This is a genomic window from Tractidigestivibacter montrealensis (assembly GCF_024741235.1).
In the GTDB taxonomy this organism is placed as follows: domain Bacteria; phylum Actinomycetota; class Coriobacteriia; order Coriobacteriales; family Atopobiaceae; genus Tractidigestivibacter; species Tractidigestivibacter montrealensis.
The window spans coordinates 586,445-601,554 of sequence record NZ_JANSKA010000001.1 but is presented as its reverse complement, the minus strand read 5'-3'; the positions used below and the strand labels follow the sequence as shown (position 1 = coordinate 601,554).

Here is a 15,110-nt window from a genome sequence, read left to right as displayed (position 1 = left end):
CGTGTTCATGGTCCAACACTGTAGCTAGCGTCTGGCTGAATCTCAAATCGTTATTCGCGTTGACTGGCTATCGCGGTGGATGATAGCGGTGGGCAGAGCGCCTACGCGTGCTCCGGAATCACGGCATCCGCGCAGAAGGTCGACCCATTTGCCGAGAAGGCCAGCGTCCCGCCATAGCGCTCGACGATCGCCTTCATCGAGCGCGTCCCAAAGCCGTGGTTGAGAGGGTCGCCCTTAGTGCTTGCCGGCACGTCGCCTTTGAAGCTCTTTGCACTGGCAGTGGGGTCGTAGTAGTTCTCCACGTGGATGGTCACGGTTCCGGCGCGCCTGCGCACGATGAGCGAGGTGGACCTCCTTGCCGCATCGTTCAGGTGCTCTACGGCCTCGATAGCATTGTCGAGCGCGTTGCCAAAGAGGGCGTAGAGGTCCGCCGGCGCCATGAAGCCCAGCGACTCGCCGTCTGCCACGCAGGTGAGGGTGATGCCGCGGCCCTCGCAGAGCAGGCTCTTCTCGGTGAGGATGGTGTCCAGGGCGTCGTTGCCGGTGCGGACCTTGGAGTCGTACACGTTGACCTCGCGTGCGACGCTCTCGAGGACGTCCTTGTCAACCGTTCCGTCGCCCGCCGCAAGCGAGCGGATTTGGTGGCGAAGGTCGTGGCACTTGATGTTGATCGCCTCGATGTTCTCGCGCGAGAGCTGGTATTGGCGCTCCTGCTCGGCAAGGAGGCGCTCCGCGGCGGCCTTCTCGGAGGAGAGCTGACGCACCACGACCAGCTCAACCTCGACAATGATCACAAAGACGCAGATGAGCGCATGGAACGCGCGCAGGTACAGGACGATGCGCACGGGGAGGCTTCCGGTGACCACGTACTTCAGGATGAGGTCAAAGCCGATGATGCCAAAGACGACCACGACGATCATGGCGAGCATGGCGGGGTTGCCGCGCCCCTCGAGGCCCTTGGGGTCGACGTGCCTAATGAAGAGCAGGTAGGAGGCAACATAGATTGCCGCGCAGGCTCCAATGGTGAGCCACGGCGTGCCGCCCACCACAATTCCCGGCATACCTGCTGCGTCGAGGACGAGCGCTGCCGCCTCGCCGACACCGCTTGCTAGGTTCTGCAGAGCGTAGCCTGCGGTTGCGCAGAACACCGCGGCCCAGGGGCTCACCTCGAAGCAGAAGAGCAGGGCCGGCATGAGGGCGAGAAGAAACAGCGTGCAGCTGGCAAGCGCTCCTCCGAGCGCCAGCTGCGAGGACCAAGCGGAATTGGCCCCAAGGGAAAGGACGTTTCCGTTAGAGACTTCGTGGACACCAACAAGAAGGGACACAACGAGGCTAGTAACGAAGACTGTCGCAACCGCACCGAGGCCGCGCGTCCAAGCGTGGGGCTTTGTCGGCTGCCCGTGCGCAAAGAGACACGCTGCAACAAACAGCTCGGAGAACAGTGAGGAACATTGGATGGCGTATCCAAGACTTGTGGCAAGTGCTTCCCACGCTGCCGTCATATGGTGCCCCCAAAGTAGCGGGCGAGCGTCTCGAGGCACGGCTTCTTGCGTGAGCGGCTGAAGTACAGCGTGGTTCCGTCATCCATCTGGAGAGAGTCGGCCAGCACGGCACTCACGTGCGCCATGCTGGCCAGGCACCCCTGGCTCACGGTGATGAAGAGGCCCTGCGGAAGCTCTTCTCGTGCGCCGCTTATGCTGCCGCGTCTGCGCAGCGGCTGGGCAAGACCGGCAACATGGTAGAGAAGGTCGTGCTTCTCAAGCTCAACGAAAACGATGTCCCTTACGTCGACAACGCGCGTGCCGGCGGACGTCGGAAGTGCCATGGTGTGCGTCGCGTTCTTCTCCATGGCCTTGAGAGCCCGCCCCATGCGCATGGCAAAGTCACCATAGCCTACGGGCTTGACCATGAAGTCCAGCGCATCCACCTGGTAGCCCTTGACCGCGTACTGAGCGAGGTTGGTCACAAAGATGAGGGGCGTGGTGGCGTTCTCCTCGCGCAGGAGCTGGGCTGCCTCCATGCCGTTGATGCCGGGCAGGTCGATGTCCATGAAGATGAGGTCAACGGCTTCTGCGGAGGGAAGCTCGAACGCGGTTGCCAGTCGGGTCACCAGGAAGCGGACGTCCTTCTCGGCGCCAAAGCGGTCGAGGTGGGCTGCAAGCGTTGCTGCCGCCTCGTCATCATCTTCGACGACAAGCACCTTGTACGTGGCCAAGCGGCTGTCCCCTCCCGATTCTGTCTCGCCGGTGACGGATTTGGTCACCCTTTGCACGACCCAAGCTTAGCTGAACTACCTTGCCATCTGGTTTTGGATTACGGCGGGGAATGTGCCTCGCCTGCGGGAGCATCGGAGGGAAGAGATGGGAAAGAAGAAGCCCGGCGCCAGCGCCGGCGGCGCGCGGACCGTGAGCCGCGCGCGCAAGGTGGGGAGGGTCATCAAGACCATCCTCAAGTCCGCGTTGGTCGTGGTTCTGGCGGCGCTCATGGTTGCCGTCAACGTGATGCTACCTGGCTACGACAGGATGATCAACAGCATGCTTGGCATCAGTCAGTCGTGGAACAACACGGTGAGCACCGATGGCGTTGACCTGCAGTACAACAAGGCTGACTACACCAAGGACACCATTGGGGACGCCGAGAAGGCACTCGACCAGCAGATTGCTGCCGAGGGCGTCGTGATGCTCAAGAACGATGGCAACACGCTGCCCTATGCGGCGGGTACGACCTTCTCGTTCTTTGGCGAGAGCTCCAAACTCCTCGGCTCCTCGCAGTCGATGGTGAGCATGGTCACCGGTTCAAAGCCGACCAGCGACGCGCTGAACAACGCGCTTGAGGCCGAGGGCTTCTCCGTGAACACCACGCTGCAGGACTTCTACGCCAACGGCGCCGGCAAGGACTACAACATGGGATCCGGCTCTGTGAGCTTTGGAGACGGGGAGAACTTTGCCATCAACGAGTGCCCGCTCACGGTTATGCAGGACGCAGGCGTGCTCGACTCCACCAAGGGGACCACGCCGGTCTTCGTGCTTCGCCGCGTTGCGGGCGAGGGCCGCGACATGCCGCGCTCCATGTACAACCACGCTACAAGCGAGGAGGACAAGGAGAAGAGCTACCTCGAGCCCGACTCGACCGAGCTGCAGATCCTCCAGTACATCAACGACAACTTTGATGACGGCTTGGTGATCGTGAGCACCGCCTCCGCCGTCGAGCTGGACTGGCTCCAGCAGTTCCCCAACATCAAGGCGTGCCTGGTCGTTCCCTCCACGGGGACCGACGGCATGAGCTCGCTCGCGGGAATCCTCTCCGGGCGCGTGAACCCGTCCGGGCGCACGGTGGACACCTTTGCCGACGATCCGCTCTCCAGCCCTGCCGCGCAGAACTTTGGCGACTACCAGTACGCTGACAAGGACGGCAACCTCACCAAGTACAACTACGTGAGCTACGAGGAGGGCATCTACGTAGGCTACAAGTACTACGAGACGCGCTACGAGGACGCCGTTCTTGGCCAGGGCAACGAAGGCGACTACAACTACGACAGCGAGGTCTGCTACCCGTTTGGCTATGGCCTCTCGTACACCAACTTTGACTGGTCGGGCTTCTCGACCAGCTGGGATGACGAGAAGTGCACGGCGAGCGTGACCGTCACCAACACCGGTGACGTTGCCGGCAAGGACGTGGTGGAGGTCTACGCGCAGAGCCCCTACACGGACTACGACCGCGCGAACGGCGTCGAGAAGGCGTCCGTCCAGCTGGTGGGCTTTGCAAAGACCAAGCTCCTCTCTCCGGGCGAGAGCCAGACGGTCGACGTGGGCTTTGACCGCTCCCAGCTCGCCGCGTATGACTCGCAGGGCGCCGGAACGTACATCTTTGATGCCGGGACCTACTACGTGACCGCTGGGCGCAACGCGCATGACGCCGTGAACAACGTGCTGGCCGCCAAGGGCGCCAACGTCAGCGGCAATGCCGCCATGGCAGCGTCCTATGTGCCCGAGAACACCGAGGTCGACACCACGACCTACGCGACGGACTCGCTTACCGGCAAGAGCGTTACCAACAGGTTCGACGACGCCCGCGGCGACGTGACCTACCTCACCCGTGCGGACTGGACGGGCACCTTCCCCAAGCACGACGGCACCCCCTACCAGGGCGACATCTCCGATTGGGGCGGCGAAATTAACGCTACGGACGAGAATGGCAACCCCGTGCCCTACACCTGGTCCAAGGTCGCCTCGGATGACCTTCTCGCCAAGCTCGACTCGACCGATTCCGGTAACCCGGACGTGAGTGGCACCTTTACCGACACGCCCACCTACGGTGCCAAGAACGGTCTGACGCTTGCGGACATGCGTGGGCTCGATTACAACGACCCCACGTGGGACTCCCTGCTTGACCAGCTGACCGTTGAGGACTACGACGTCTCCATCAACCGCGGCGGCTACGGCACCATGCCGCTGGACTCTGTCGAGAAGCCCTTCAACGTTGATGCGGACACGGCAAGCTACCTCATCTACGGCGGCACTGGCCACGTCTTCGAGGGGCCCTCGACCCTTGCGCAGACCTGGAACCAGGAGCTCTACACCGCATTTGGCAACATGATTGGCAACGAGTCCCTGATTGGCGGGGCAGCGGGTTGGTATGCCCCCTCGATGAACATCCACCGCACGCCCTTCTCCGGGCGCAATGGCGAGTACTACTCGGAGGACGGCTTCCTGTCCGGCGAGGTTGCGTCTTGCTCCGTCAAGGCTGCCGCCGAGAAGGGCCTCTACGCCACGATCAAGCACTTCGTCCTCAACGACCAGGAGAACCACCGTGGTGACCGCGCCGGGCAGTACTCCATCGCAACGTGGGCAAACGAGCAGGCAATCCGCGAGATCTACCTCAAGCCCTTCGAGATGGTAATGAGGGCCGGCAACGTGGAGGAGAGCTACGTCGAGAAGGGTGCGGACGGCGCACTTGTCGCGAAGACCCGTGAGATTCCCGTCGCACAGGCCATCATGACCGGCTTCAACCGCATTGGCGCCACGTGGGTCGGCGGAGACTACGACCTGCTCACGGGCGTGGTCCGCGGCGAGTGGGGCTTCAACGGCTGGATCATCACCGACAACGCCAACACGGGCACGTTCATGGATGCCAAACAGATGATCGAGGCGGGCGGAGACACCAAGCTCACCTACCAGAGCAACGCCGGCAACGTCTGGACGTTCGAGAAGGACAACCCCGAGGCGTACCACTACGCCCGCGAGGCCATGCATCACCTGCTGTACGTGACGGCCAACAGCCACGTGATGAACGGTGCGGCGCCGGGCGCTACCATCAACTACGGTCTGCAGGCGGTGGACAAGGTGCGCATCGGCGTGACCGTTGGCGGTGCCGCTGGAATCGCGCTAGTGTTCTGGACCGGCTGGCGCAACCACAAGAAGCGCGCTGCCGAGAGGGCTGCCGCGGCAGCGGGTACTGCTGCGGGCGACGGCGACAAGGCGTAGCGGCCGAACGGTGAACGCGTAGCCACGCTGGTGCGTTTGACTTGGCGGGCCTGTCCTTTTGGGTGGGCCCGCTTTTCTCGGCACGGGCACGGTTTCGTGCGTGCTTGCTGCGCAGATGTGCCCCCCGGCGAGGAATTGACGCTGGAGGCAGGGTTCCGTACGCCGCCGCTGCGCAGATGCGCCCTCCGGCGAGGAATTGACGCCGGAGGGCCCGCTTCAGACGGAATTCCGTACGAAACACCTGCTTCGGCGCCCGTTTCTCGCCGGAGGCGCGTTTTTCTCCGCCGCGACCACGCCGCGACCACGCCGTGACGTCCCACCGCTCGCGTGCCGGTAAGCGGCGCATCCTTCGCAATCCACGGCACCGGCACCGCAGGCTGTGACAGGTGGGGCAAAGCTGCTCCCGTGGCCCTCTTAATGGACTCTGAAATCACCCCATGCGGGGCAAGGAAGGGAAGTCCAAACAGGAGGGAACCATGGAGGAGAGAAGCGTAACGAGAAGGAACTTCCTCGCGGGGTCTGCGGCTGCCGCCGCGCTCGCGGGGCTGGCGGGCTGCTCGGCCGGCACGGCCGGCGGCGACGCGGGCGCGAGCGCCGCTGCGTCCGCGCCCAGCGCCGACAAGTACCCCATCGACCCGGACGGCTCGGACGTCCAGGCAAAGTGGACGAGCGAGGAGACCCGCGACGGCTGGACCCGCTACACCAACCCGGACGGCGGCGCCGAGCTGGGCGTGATGGACACCGCCAAGATCATCCAGGTGGACGGCCTGGCCTTCAAGGACATGAACGGCAACGGCAAGCTGGACCTCTACGAGGACTGGCGCCAATCGGACGAGGACCGCGCCGCCGCGCTGGCAGAGCAGCTCTCCGCCGAGGAGATCCTGCCCCTCATGTTCCACAACGGCATGATGAGCGCCACCGCCCCGCTCGATGATGACTCGACCGAGCTTCTCGACGAGGGAATGCGTGCCGGCGTCTCTCGCGCAAATTCGGATATCGATTCCTTTGCCTCGGACATCAAGTGGATCAATGCGGTCCAGGAGTACTGCGAGAAGAACGGCGGCTGGGGCATCCCGTACATGAACTCGACCGACCCCTACCAGCTCTATGACATCCCCGACAACCACTGCCTCACCGCTGCGATGGACCCGGAGCTCTGGAAGAAGGCCGGCATGTACACCGGCAGGGCTTGGCGCGCTACGGGTGCCCGCGTAAACCTCGGTCCCCAGGTGGACATTGGCACGAACGTGGTTTGGACCCGTCTCGGCGGCTCCATGTGCGAAGATCCCGCAGTGAACCGAGATATGACCAAGGCATTCGTTGGCGCCATGCAGTCGACCACCGATGACAACGGCAACGACCTGGGCTGGAGCACCGATTCGGTCGCCTGCATGCTCAAGCACTACTGCGGCCCCGGTGCAACTGAGGGCGGCCGCAACGACCACAACGACGCCGGCAAGTACGACGTCTTCCCCGGCGACAACTACGACGCCCATCTCATCCCGTTCATCGACGGCGGCATGCACCTCGACGGCGAGACCGGCGAGATGGCCGCGATCATGCCCAACTACGGCATTGCCTACAGCGATGACGAGGAGTACGGAGAGATCGTTGGCGGCGCCTACAACAAGAAGGCCCTCGACATTCTGCGCGAGACCGCCGGCTGGGACGGCATGATCACCACCGACTGGCAGATTCTTCGCGCGACCGACTTTGGCAACCGCTGCTTTGGCACGGTGGCAGACCTCACCGAGCCGGAGCGCTTCGAGAAGATTCTCGACGCTGGCGTCGACCAGATCGGCGGGGACTGGGCGCCCGACGTGGCAAAGGACGGCTACGCGCTGTACGCCAAGGACAACGGCGAGGACGCCGCCCTGGCCCGCGTGCGTACTTCTGCCCGCCACATCTTCACGGTCATGAACGACGTCCAGCTCTTCGACAACCCCTACAACGACTCGAGCAGGGCCAAGGAGGTCCTCGAGGACTCCGACGCTGCGGCGTTTGGCCAGGAAGCGTCCAACAAGGCCATCGTCATGCTCAAGAACAAGGGCAACGTTATCTCAAAGCAGGGCATCACCGGTAAGCCCAAGTGCTATATCCCCCAGAAGCTCTCCGGCGGCGGGATGTTCGGCGGCGGAAGTGCGAGCTTCTCGCTTGCCATCGACGAGGACGCGGCGAACGAGCTCTTTGATGTCGTGACCGACACGGTCGGCGAGCCAACGGGCGAGCCGCAGGCCTTTGGCCCCATGGCCGCTCAGGTAGATACGAGTAAGAAGGTCTACCAGGAGTCCGACTGCATTCGCGCGACGGCTGATCAGCTTGCCGATTGCAAGTACGCGATTCTCGTCATCGCCAGCCCCAACACCGGTGCCGGCGAGGGTGGCGGCGGGATGTTCTCGAGCGAGCCTGTTCCCGAGGACCAGAAGTATCTGCCCATCTCGTTGCAGTACCGCCCCTACACTGCCGACGGTCCCAACGTGCGCCGCGTTTCTCTCGCCGGCGACAAGCTCGAGGACGGGACGAAGGAGAACCGCTCCTACTACGGCAAGTCGGTCACCGCTTCCAACGAGAGCGACCTCGACATGGTGCTCAACACCCGTGCCGCGCTTCCCGCCGACGCCAAGCTCATCGTGATCGTCGAGGGCACCAACAACGCCCAGTGCTTCCACGAGTTTGAGCAGGCTGCGGACGTCATCCTCTGGTCGTGGGCCTCTTCCGGCCGCAACTTTGGCAAGGCTTACGGCAGGATCCTCAAGGGCGAGGTCGAGCCCTCCGGCCTGCTCCCGTGCCAGATGCCCAAGGACATGGACACCGTCGAGGCCTCCCTCGAGGACGTGCCCCGCGACCTCGATCCCTACGTGGACTCCGAGGGCAACGCGTACGACTTTTGCTTTGGCCTCAACTGGTCCGGCGTCATCGACGACGACCGCACCAAGACCTACAAGGTCGCGCCCCTCACCAAGCCCGAGACAATCACGCGCTAGCAGTCGCACTACCGCACGCCCGGCATCATGCGCATGCCGGGCGTGCCTTGCTTTCAGGTGAAATACACTCAAGGGGAAGGGGAAACCGGGGGGGGGAAGTGATGGGGGTACCATGTTCAAGGTACTTATCGTCGAGGACAGGGCGCCTGATGCTCAAGCACTCAGGCGCATGCTGGCCCACTATGGGCAGGAGCATTCCGAGGAGTTCCAAGTCACGACCGTCTCCACTGCCATGGAGCTCCCCGAGGATCACAATCCCTACGACCTCATCTTCATGGACATCGGTCTCCCCGGCATCAATGGCATGGAAGCGGCGCAGCTCCTGCGCAGCTACGATACCCAGACCCCGCTGATCTTCGTGACCGACCTCGCGCAGTACGCCGTGAAAGGCTACCAGGTCGACGCCCTGGACTTCATCGTGAAGCCGGTCGAGTACTATGACTTTGCCCTTAGGCTCGACCGTGCACTCCGCATTGTGCGACGGGGGAGGGCTGAAAAGGTCACTGTTGTCACCCGCGACGGTATGCGCATATTTCCCATTTCTGAACTCGTGTTTGTTGACATCCTCGGCCATGATCTGAGCTACCATCTCGCGAACGGAGAGATTGTCTCGCTACGTGGAAGCCTTACCAAAGCCGCTGGGCAGCTTCCCGAGGAGAGCTTTGTCCGCATCTCAAACAGCTGTTTGGTCAACATGGGACACATCTGCGCCGTGCAGCGCGACTGCGTTCGTGTGACCACAGGGGAGAGCCTTTTCTTCAGCCGGCCCAAACACAAGGCGGCTCTTGCGTCCATTACCGACTACCTGGGAGGCAGCTTCTGATGGGGTTTCTCAGCTCTAATGTCCCCTACCTTGTCAGCCCTATTCTCACGACCGTACAGATTGCTGTTGCCATGTGGCTTTTTGCCCGCAGCTTGCCAAAGAGGGAGGGCTTTGTCTGGCGCGCGGTGGTTGCCGCTTGTGTTGTGGTTTCGTTTGTCTCGGTCATGACGCTTCTGGGCTCGTCGCTCGGCGAGCTTCCCTTTGTTCCCTCGGGCCTATCATGGCCCAATGTCTCCGTGGTTGTGTTCGTGTCTCAGTTCGTCACGTTTTCGCTGGTTATCGCCCTCTGCTACGGCCTTGTGCTTCTCCTTTTTGAAGCTACCTCTCCGGCGGCGCTCTTTTGCGTCTCGGCAGGCTACATCATGCAGAACATTGCGAGCGGTCTGGACGGGCTTGTGCGAACCATCTTGGTGCCCATGGGTCTTCCCGTTGATACGTGGGGCTTTACGCTGGTGGGGATGGTTGGGCTGTGTGCTGCGGTGTATGCCGTGTGCTATCGGACAATCGTCCGCAAGATTGAGCGGTATGGCTTCTCGCCCGTTCAGGGTGGGTCGGCGCTTGTCGTCGTGATGATGGTCGTGCTGGTGTGCCTGGCCTTTGACCTTGCCAACAAGTGCTTCTTAACCGCCTACGGCTTGCCCACGCGCATTGTTGTACTGTACCGGGCAGTCCACTTTGCCACCTGCATGTTTGTGCTCTGGATGGAGTTCGAGCTGCTATACAACAAGCACCTCGAGCAGGATGTTGCCGTGATGCAGCGCGTCCGCTCCGACGAGGAGCGCCAGTACCAGCTCTCCAAGGACACCATCGACGCCATCAACGTCAAGTGCCATGACATCCGGCATCAGATTCGCCACCTTGAGGAGGGTGGAGTGGCGGTCGAGAAGGGCGCCCTCGAGGACCTTGCCCAGGAGGTGCGCATCTACGACTCCAAGGTGAAGACTGGAAACGACGCGCTGGACACCATCCTCAGCGAGAAGCGTCTGCTATGCGAGCGAGAAGGCACGCGGCTCACCTGTATTGCCGACGGTGCCGCGCTCTCGGGCCTCTCGCCTGCGGATCTGTACTCGCTCTTTGGAAACCTCCTCGACAATGCCATCGAGGCGGTGCGCCGTCTGGACGGCGCAGAGCGCAGAACGATCAGCCTGGTTGTCTCGCGGCGCGGTGACATGGCGGTGATTCACGAGGAGAACTACTTTGACGGGGACGTGCGCTTTGAGGGCGGGCTGCCCGTCTCGACCAAGGGCGACCCCCTCAACCACGGGTTTGGCACGCGGTCGATGAGCCAGATTGTGGAGCCCTACGGCGGTTCGATGAGCATGCGCGCCGAGGGCGACCGCTTTGGGGTCACTATCGTGCTTCCGGCGTAGAGGTTGACGCCGCAGCGGCGGTTTCGGGACGCGTCCCTGTTTCTCGTCGGAAGCGCGTTTACCGCTGGAGGCGCGTTATTCTCCCCTCAGAAGGTGGTGCCGAGTGAGGCCGTGGTCGCGCGCGGCCGTCGTTCAAGGTGACGCGGTGGAGCATGGCCCATCCCCAATGCCCGCGGGTATACTGGGACTCTCAGGCAAGAGGCGCGGAGGTCCCATGGAATCGCTCTACACGAAGTACCGCCCAAAGACGTTCGAAGAGGTCGTCGGCCAGGAGCACGTGGTCGAGACCCTCAAGCGCGCGGTTCTCGAGGGCAAGGTGAGCCACGCGTACCTCTTCTGCGGCCCGCGCGGCACCGGCAAGACTACCATGGCGCGCATCCTGGCAAAGGCCCTCATGTGCCAACGCGGCGCAGGTCACCTGCCCGACGGCACCTGCGAGGAGTGCCAGCTCATCGCGGCGGGCGAGCACCCGGACGTGCTTGAGCTGGACGCCGCCTCGCGCACGGGCGTCGACAATGTCCGCGAGGAGATCATCAGCCGCGTCAACTATGCGCCCGTTCGCGGCAGCTACAAGGTCTACATCATCGACGAGGTCCACATGCTCACGCCAGCGGCGTTCAACGCGCTGCTCAAGACGCTCGAGGAGCCCCCGAGCCACGTGGTCTTCATCATGTGCACCACCGACCCGCAGAAGATCCTGGCCACGATCCTCTCGCGCGTCCAGCGCTTTGACTTCCACGCCATTGGTCCCAACGAGATGCAGGCCCACCTAGCGTACGTCTGCTCGCAGGAGGGCTTTACCTATGAGGACGCCGCGCTCGAGCTTATCGTTCGCCACGCACGTGGCGGTATGCGAGACGCCCTCACCTCGCTCGAGCAGGTCTCGGTCTTTGGCGACGGGGCAATCACGCTCTCGGCCACCCAGGACCTCTTTGGCGAGGCAAACGGTGCCGTTCTGGGCAACGTCACAAAGGCAATTGCCGAGAGGGACGTGGCGTCACTTTTTGAGGAGGTCTCGCGGCTCGCCTCAGAGGGACGCGACCTGCTGCAGTTTGCGCGCGAGCTTGCGTCGCGCATGCGCGACGTGTACGTGACTGCGGTGGTTGGCGACCCGTCCAAGGTCATCGCGGCATCCCCGGAGGAGCTTGCGAACCTCTCGTCCGAGGCTGCGGCATTTGGCTCTGCGGACCGTATCGCGCGCGTGCTGACCATCCTGGGCGAGGCCTCAAGCGAGATGCGCACGGCCACCAACCAGCGCCTCGTTCTTGAGATTGCGCTGACGAGAATTGCCCGGCCAGAATCCGACCTCACGCTGGAGTCGCTTGCCGAGAGGATCGGAAACCTCGAGCGACAGGTTGCCGCGCTTTCGGTGCCCGGCCGCGTGGCGGCGCCGGCTCCCGCGCCGGCTGTGCCAGCACCAGCTCCCGCGTCTGCCCCAATCGTCGCGCCCGTCTCGGCACCAGCCCCGGCTCCGCAGCCGGTGGCCCCCACGCCGCGCCCAGCGCCTGCGCCAAGGCCAGCCCCCGCTCCGGCGCCGCGGCCAGCTCCGGCACCTCGTACGGCACCGCAGCCCGCGTCTGTCTCGGCTCCTGTCCCGCATTCGGAGCCGGCACCGCAGCACGCTCCCGCCCCGCGTACTTCGGCTGCGCCGAAAGCTGGCGCTCCCATCACCGATGGCGCCACACTGCAGCGCAACTGGAAGCGCGTCACCGAGGGCCTCATGACCAAGTCGGCGTCCAGGGGTTCTCTGCTCCTTAACTCCAGCATCGTCTCGGACGATGGTGCAAAGCTCACCGTGTCCTTGCCTACGGGCTCGCACTTTGCGGCCCGCATGCTCGAGCGTGCGGATGTCCGCGAGCTCTACCTGCCCATTGTTGCGAGCGTCTTTGGGCCACGCGAGGTCATCTTTGTTGAGTCGAGCCTCTCCAGCCAGGCGATAGCCCAGTCCGACCGAGCTGCGACGGCTCCGCGCCCGGTATCCGCTCCTGCGCCTCAGCCAGTACCTGCACCTGCGCCACAGCAGGCGCCAACGTCGTACCCCATGCCGTGGGATCCCGTAGCTCCCGCGGAGCAGCCCGCGCCCGCTCCGGAGCCCCCTGTGGTCGAGCGGGTTCCGTACAGCGATGCTGATGCGTCGGCGTATGAGGAGGACGCAGAGTTTGGCGCCCCCACTCCGGCTCCGGCACCGCGGCCCGCGCCGGCACCCAAGCCAGCACCGGCGCCTGCTCCGGCCCCCAAGCCAGCACCGACGCCTGCTCCGGCCCCCAAACCGACTCCGCCCGCCACGCCCCCGGCAGACGACGCCCCGGTCCTCACCGAGGAGTTCGCGAACATCGCGGCGATGCTCGAGGACGCCTTTGGCGGATCCGTTGTCGTGAAGCCAGACTCGCCTGGTGCGCCTACCGCTTCGGATGGGGAGGGCACAGACTAGCCAACGTTCTTATCGGCCTTATACCAGCACGCATATCAACCAGCAACCAGGAGGAAGACATGTCCAAGGGACCCAGAGGCGGATACAACATGGGCGGTATGAACCGCAACCAGATGATGGCCCAGGCCCGCAAGATGCAGGAGCAGCTCGTTGCCGCGCAGCAGCAGGCTGCGGCAACCGAGGTCTCGGCCTCGGCGGGCGGCGGCTCGGTAAAGGTCACGGCCACCGGCGATCTGCGCATCAGCTCCATCACCATCGACCCGCAGGCGGTTGATCCAGAGGACGTTGACATGCTGCAGGACATGATTCTTGCCGCCGTGAACGACGCCCTTGAGCAGGCCGAGTCTGCCACCGAGAAGGCTATGAGCGCCGTCACCGGCGGGCTCAACATCCCGGGGCTCTTCTAGGGATGGACCAGCTCAACGACGGGCACGCGCTGCAGCGCCTCCTCGACGAGCTGGGCAGGCTACCGGGCATTGGCCCAAAGTCCGCCCAGCGCATCGCGTACTACCTCCTCGAGGCCGACGCAGAGGAGGCGCGCAGGCTGGCTACGGCGATTCTCGAGGTAAAGCAGCAGGTTCACTTTTGCCCCATCTGCTTTAGCTACGCCACGCGCGACACCTGCGACGTGTGCTCTGACGCCTCGCGCGACCGCACGACAATCTGTGTGGTCTCCGAGCCGCGCGACGTCTCGGCCATCGAGCGAACGGGCAGCTACCACGGGCTCTACCACGTGCTTGGCGGCGTGATTTCGCCCATGGACAAGATCGGCCCCGAGCGGCTCCACGTGAAGGAGCTGCTCTCGCGCCTTGCCTCGGGCGAGGTTCAGGAGGTCATTCTCGCCACCAACCCGGATGTCGAGGGCGAGACAACCGCCACGTACCTCTCGCGCATCATCCGACCGCTGGGCGTGCGTGTGTCTCGCCTTGCCAGCGGGCTTCCCGTTGGCGGGGACCTCGAGTATGCCGACGAGGTGACGCTTGGCCGCGCCATCGAGGCGCGTCGTGAGGTATAGCAGCGCGGAGGGCTAGGATGGTACGGGTTGGACAATGCAGGGGGAGACAAGATGGGCTACGCATCGAATGACGAGAGGTACAGGCACTCCGTGCACGCTGCGGGAAGGCATGCCGCCGGCGGCCACAGGGTCTCCGGGGTTGGGGCGCACGCCATTCCTGAGGACGTTGACGACAGCACCGCTCCGCGTCAGTGTGCCGCGCCGGTAGACTCTCTCCAAACGCTTTCTGCGGGCCAGGGTGCCCGCGTGACCACGCGCGAGAACGCTGCCGAGGCAGCCGACATCGCTCGCGACCGTGCCGAGCGTCGTTCGCGTAACCGTCGTCTCAGCGGGCGCAACCGTCCGGAGTACGGCTCGAAGCCCGAGCGCAAGCCTGCGAACCTCAAGTCTGTCCTGCTCGTTATTGCTGGCGTGGTGGGGCTCTTCGTCATTCTCGCCATCGTTGCCTTTGTCACCTTCCTTGGCGCGCAGGATAACACGCAGAGTGCCGAGCCCGCTGCCACCACGGCGGAGGAGCCGCAGCAGGTCCAGACCACTGCGGACGGATCCGTTACGTATCAGGGTGTCTCCTACGCCATCGAGGCTGCCGGCGACGGTACCTATGCCGTGGTGGCAACCGACTCCCAGGGCAACAAGACGCAGGAGTTCACCGTGAGCGGGACTCCCGTTACGCTCATCCTGCACAACTCGGTCATTGTGGTTCCGGAGAATAAGTCCGATGGGACCTGGGACGTCGTGGCGTACACGATTGGTGGCGACTCGGAGCCCGTGGCGGTGGCTGACTCCTCGGGCAACGCCATTACGGGTACAGGCACCATTGCGTCCGCTGCGCTTGACGGTTCCGTGGTCCACGTGACGGACTCGACCGGTGCCACTACGGATGTGTCGCTCGAGTAGGTAGGTGCTCCGTAGGGCTCCGCTTTAGCCGCGGATTCCGAACGGTTAGCCGCCCCTAAACGGCGAAATACCGCGGCAAGCGTTCCGCCGGCCCCACGCCAAGCGAG

The 15,110-nt window shown here is 63.9% G+C and carries 10 protein-coding genes; 8 read left to right on the top strand and 2 right to left on the bottom strand.

The window, feature by feature from the left end; translation table 11 throughout:
- Positions 1 to 101: 101 nt before the first annotated feature.
- Both NVS32_RS10990 and NVS32_RS02610 read right to left on the bottom strand, forming a co-directional pair.
- Complete coding sequence (locus NVS32_RS10990; RefSeq protein ID WP_258498529.1) at positions 102 to 1,325, bottom strand: ATP-binding protein; 1,224 nt, start codon at positions 1,323 to 1,325, stop codon at positions 102 to 104.
- A gap of 173 nt (positions 1,326 to 1,498) precedes the next feature.
- Entirely contained in the window at positions 1,499 to 2,215 is a 717-nt protein-coding gene (locus NVS32_RS02610; protein WP_258498528.1) for a LytR/AlgR family response regulator transcription factor, read from the bottom strand.
- A 145-nt stretch (positions 2,216 to 2,360) separates the two neighbouring features.
- Between NVS32_RS02610 and NVS32_RS02605 the strand changes: the two genes are divergently transcribed.
- From NVS32_RS02605 to NVS32_RS02570, 8 genes are all read left to right on the top strand, one after another.
- Entirely contained in the window at positions 2,361 to 5,483 is a 3,123-nt protein-coding gene (locus NVS32_RS02605; protein WP_258498527.1) for a glycoside hydrolase family 3 C-terminal domain-containing protein, read from the top strand.
- A 476-nt stretch (positions 5,484 to 5,959) separates the two neighbouring features.
- Entirely contained in the window at positions 5,960 to 8,467 is a 2,508-nt protein-coding gene (locus NVS32_RS02600; RefSeq protein ID WP_258498526.1) for a glycoside hydrolase family 3 N-terminal domain-containing protein, read from the top strand.
- Positions 8,468 to 8,579: 112 nt separating this feature from the next.
- The gene (locus NVS32_RS02595; RefSeq protein ID WP_258498525.1) at positions 8,580 to 9,290 is read left to right on the top strand and encodes a LytR/AlgR family response regulator transcription factor; all 711 of its coding nucleotides are present in this window, start codon (positions 8,580 to 8,582) and stop codon (positions 9,288 to 9,290) included.
- A complete protein-coding gene (locus tag NVS32_RS02590) occupies positions 9,290 to 10,660 on the top strand; it encodes an ATP-binding protein (RefSeq protein WP_258498524.1) in 1,371 nt (456 codons plus the stop codon). Before NVS32_RS02595 ends, NVS32_RS02590 begins: the two co-directional genes overlap by 1 nt.
- A gap of 214 nt (positions 10,661 to 10,874) precedes the next feature.
- Positions 10,875 to 13,091 carry a DNA polymerase III subunit gamma/tau gene (gene dnaX / locus NVS32_RS02585; RefSeq protein ID WP_303646452.1) on the top strand — a complete coding sequence of 739 codons (2,217 nt, stop codon included), beginning with the start codon at positions 10,875 to 10,877 and terminating at the stop codon, positions 13,089 to 13,091.
- Between the two features lie 59 nt (positions 13,092 to 13,150).
- On the top strand, positions 13,151 to 13,498 hold the full coding sequence (locus tag NVS32_RS02580; RefSeq protein WP_258498523.1) for a YbaB/EbfC family nucleoid-associated protein: 348 nt from the start codon (positions 13,151 to 13,153) through the stop codon (positions 13,496 to 13,498).
- A 2-nt stretch (positions 13,499 to 13,500) separates the two neighbouring features.
- Positions 13,501 to 14,106, top strand: a complete 606-nt coding sequence (gene recR, locus NVS32_RS02575; RefSeq protein WP_258498522.1) for a recombination mediator RecR — start codon at positions 13,501 to 13,503, stop codon at positions 14,104 to 14,106.
- Between the two features lie 51 nt (positions 14,107 to 14,157).
- Complete coding sequence (locus NVS32_RS02570) at positions 14,158 to 15,003, top strand: hypothetical protein (RefSeq protein WP_258498521.1); 846 nt, start codon at positions 14,158 to 14,160, stop codon at positions 15,001 to 15,003.
- Positions 15,004 to 15,110 lie beyond the last annotated feature (107 nt).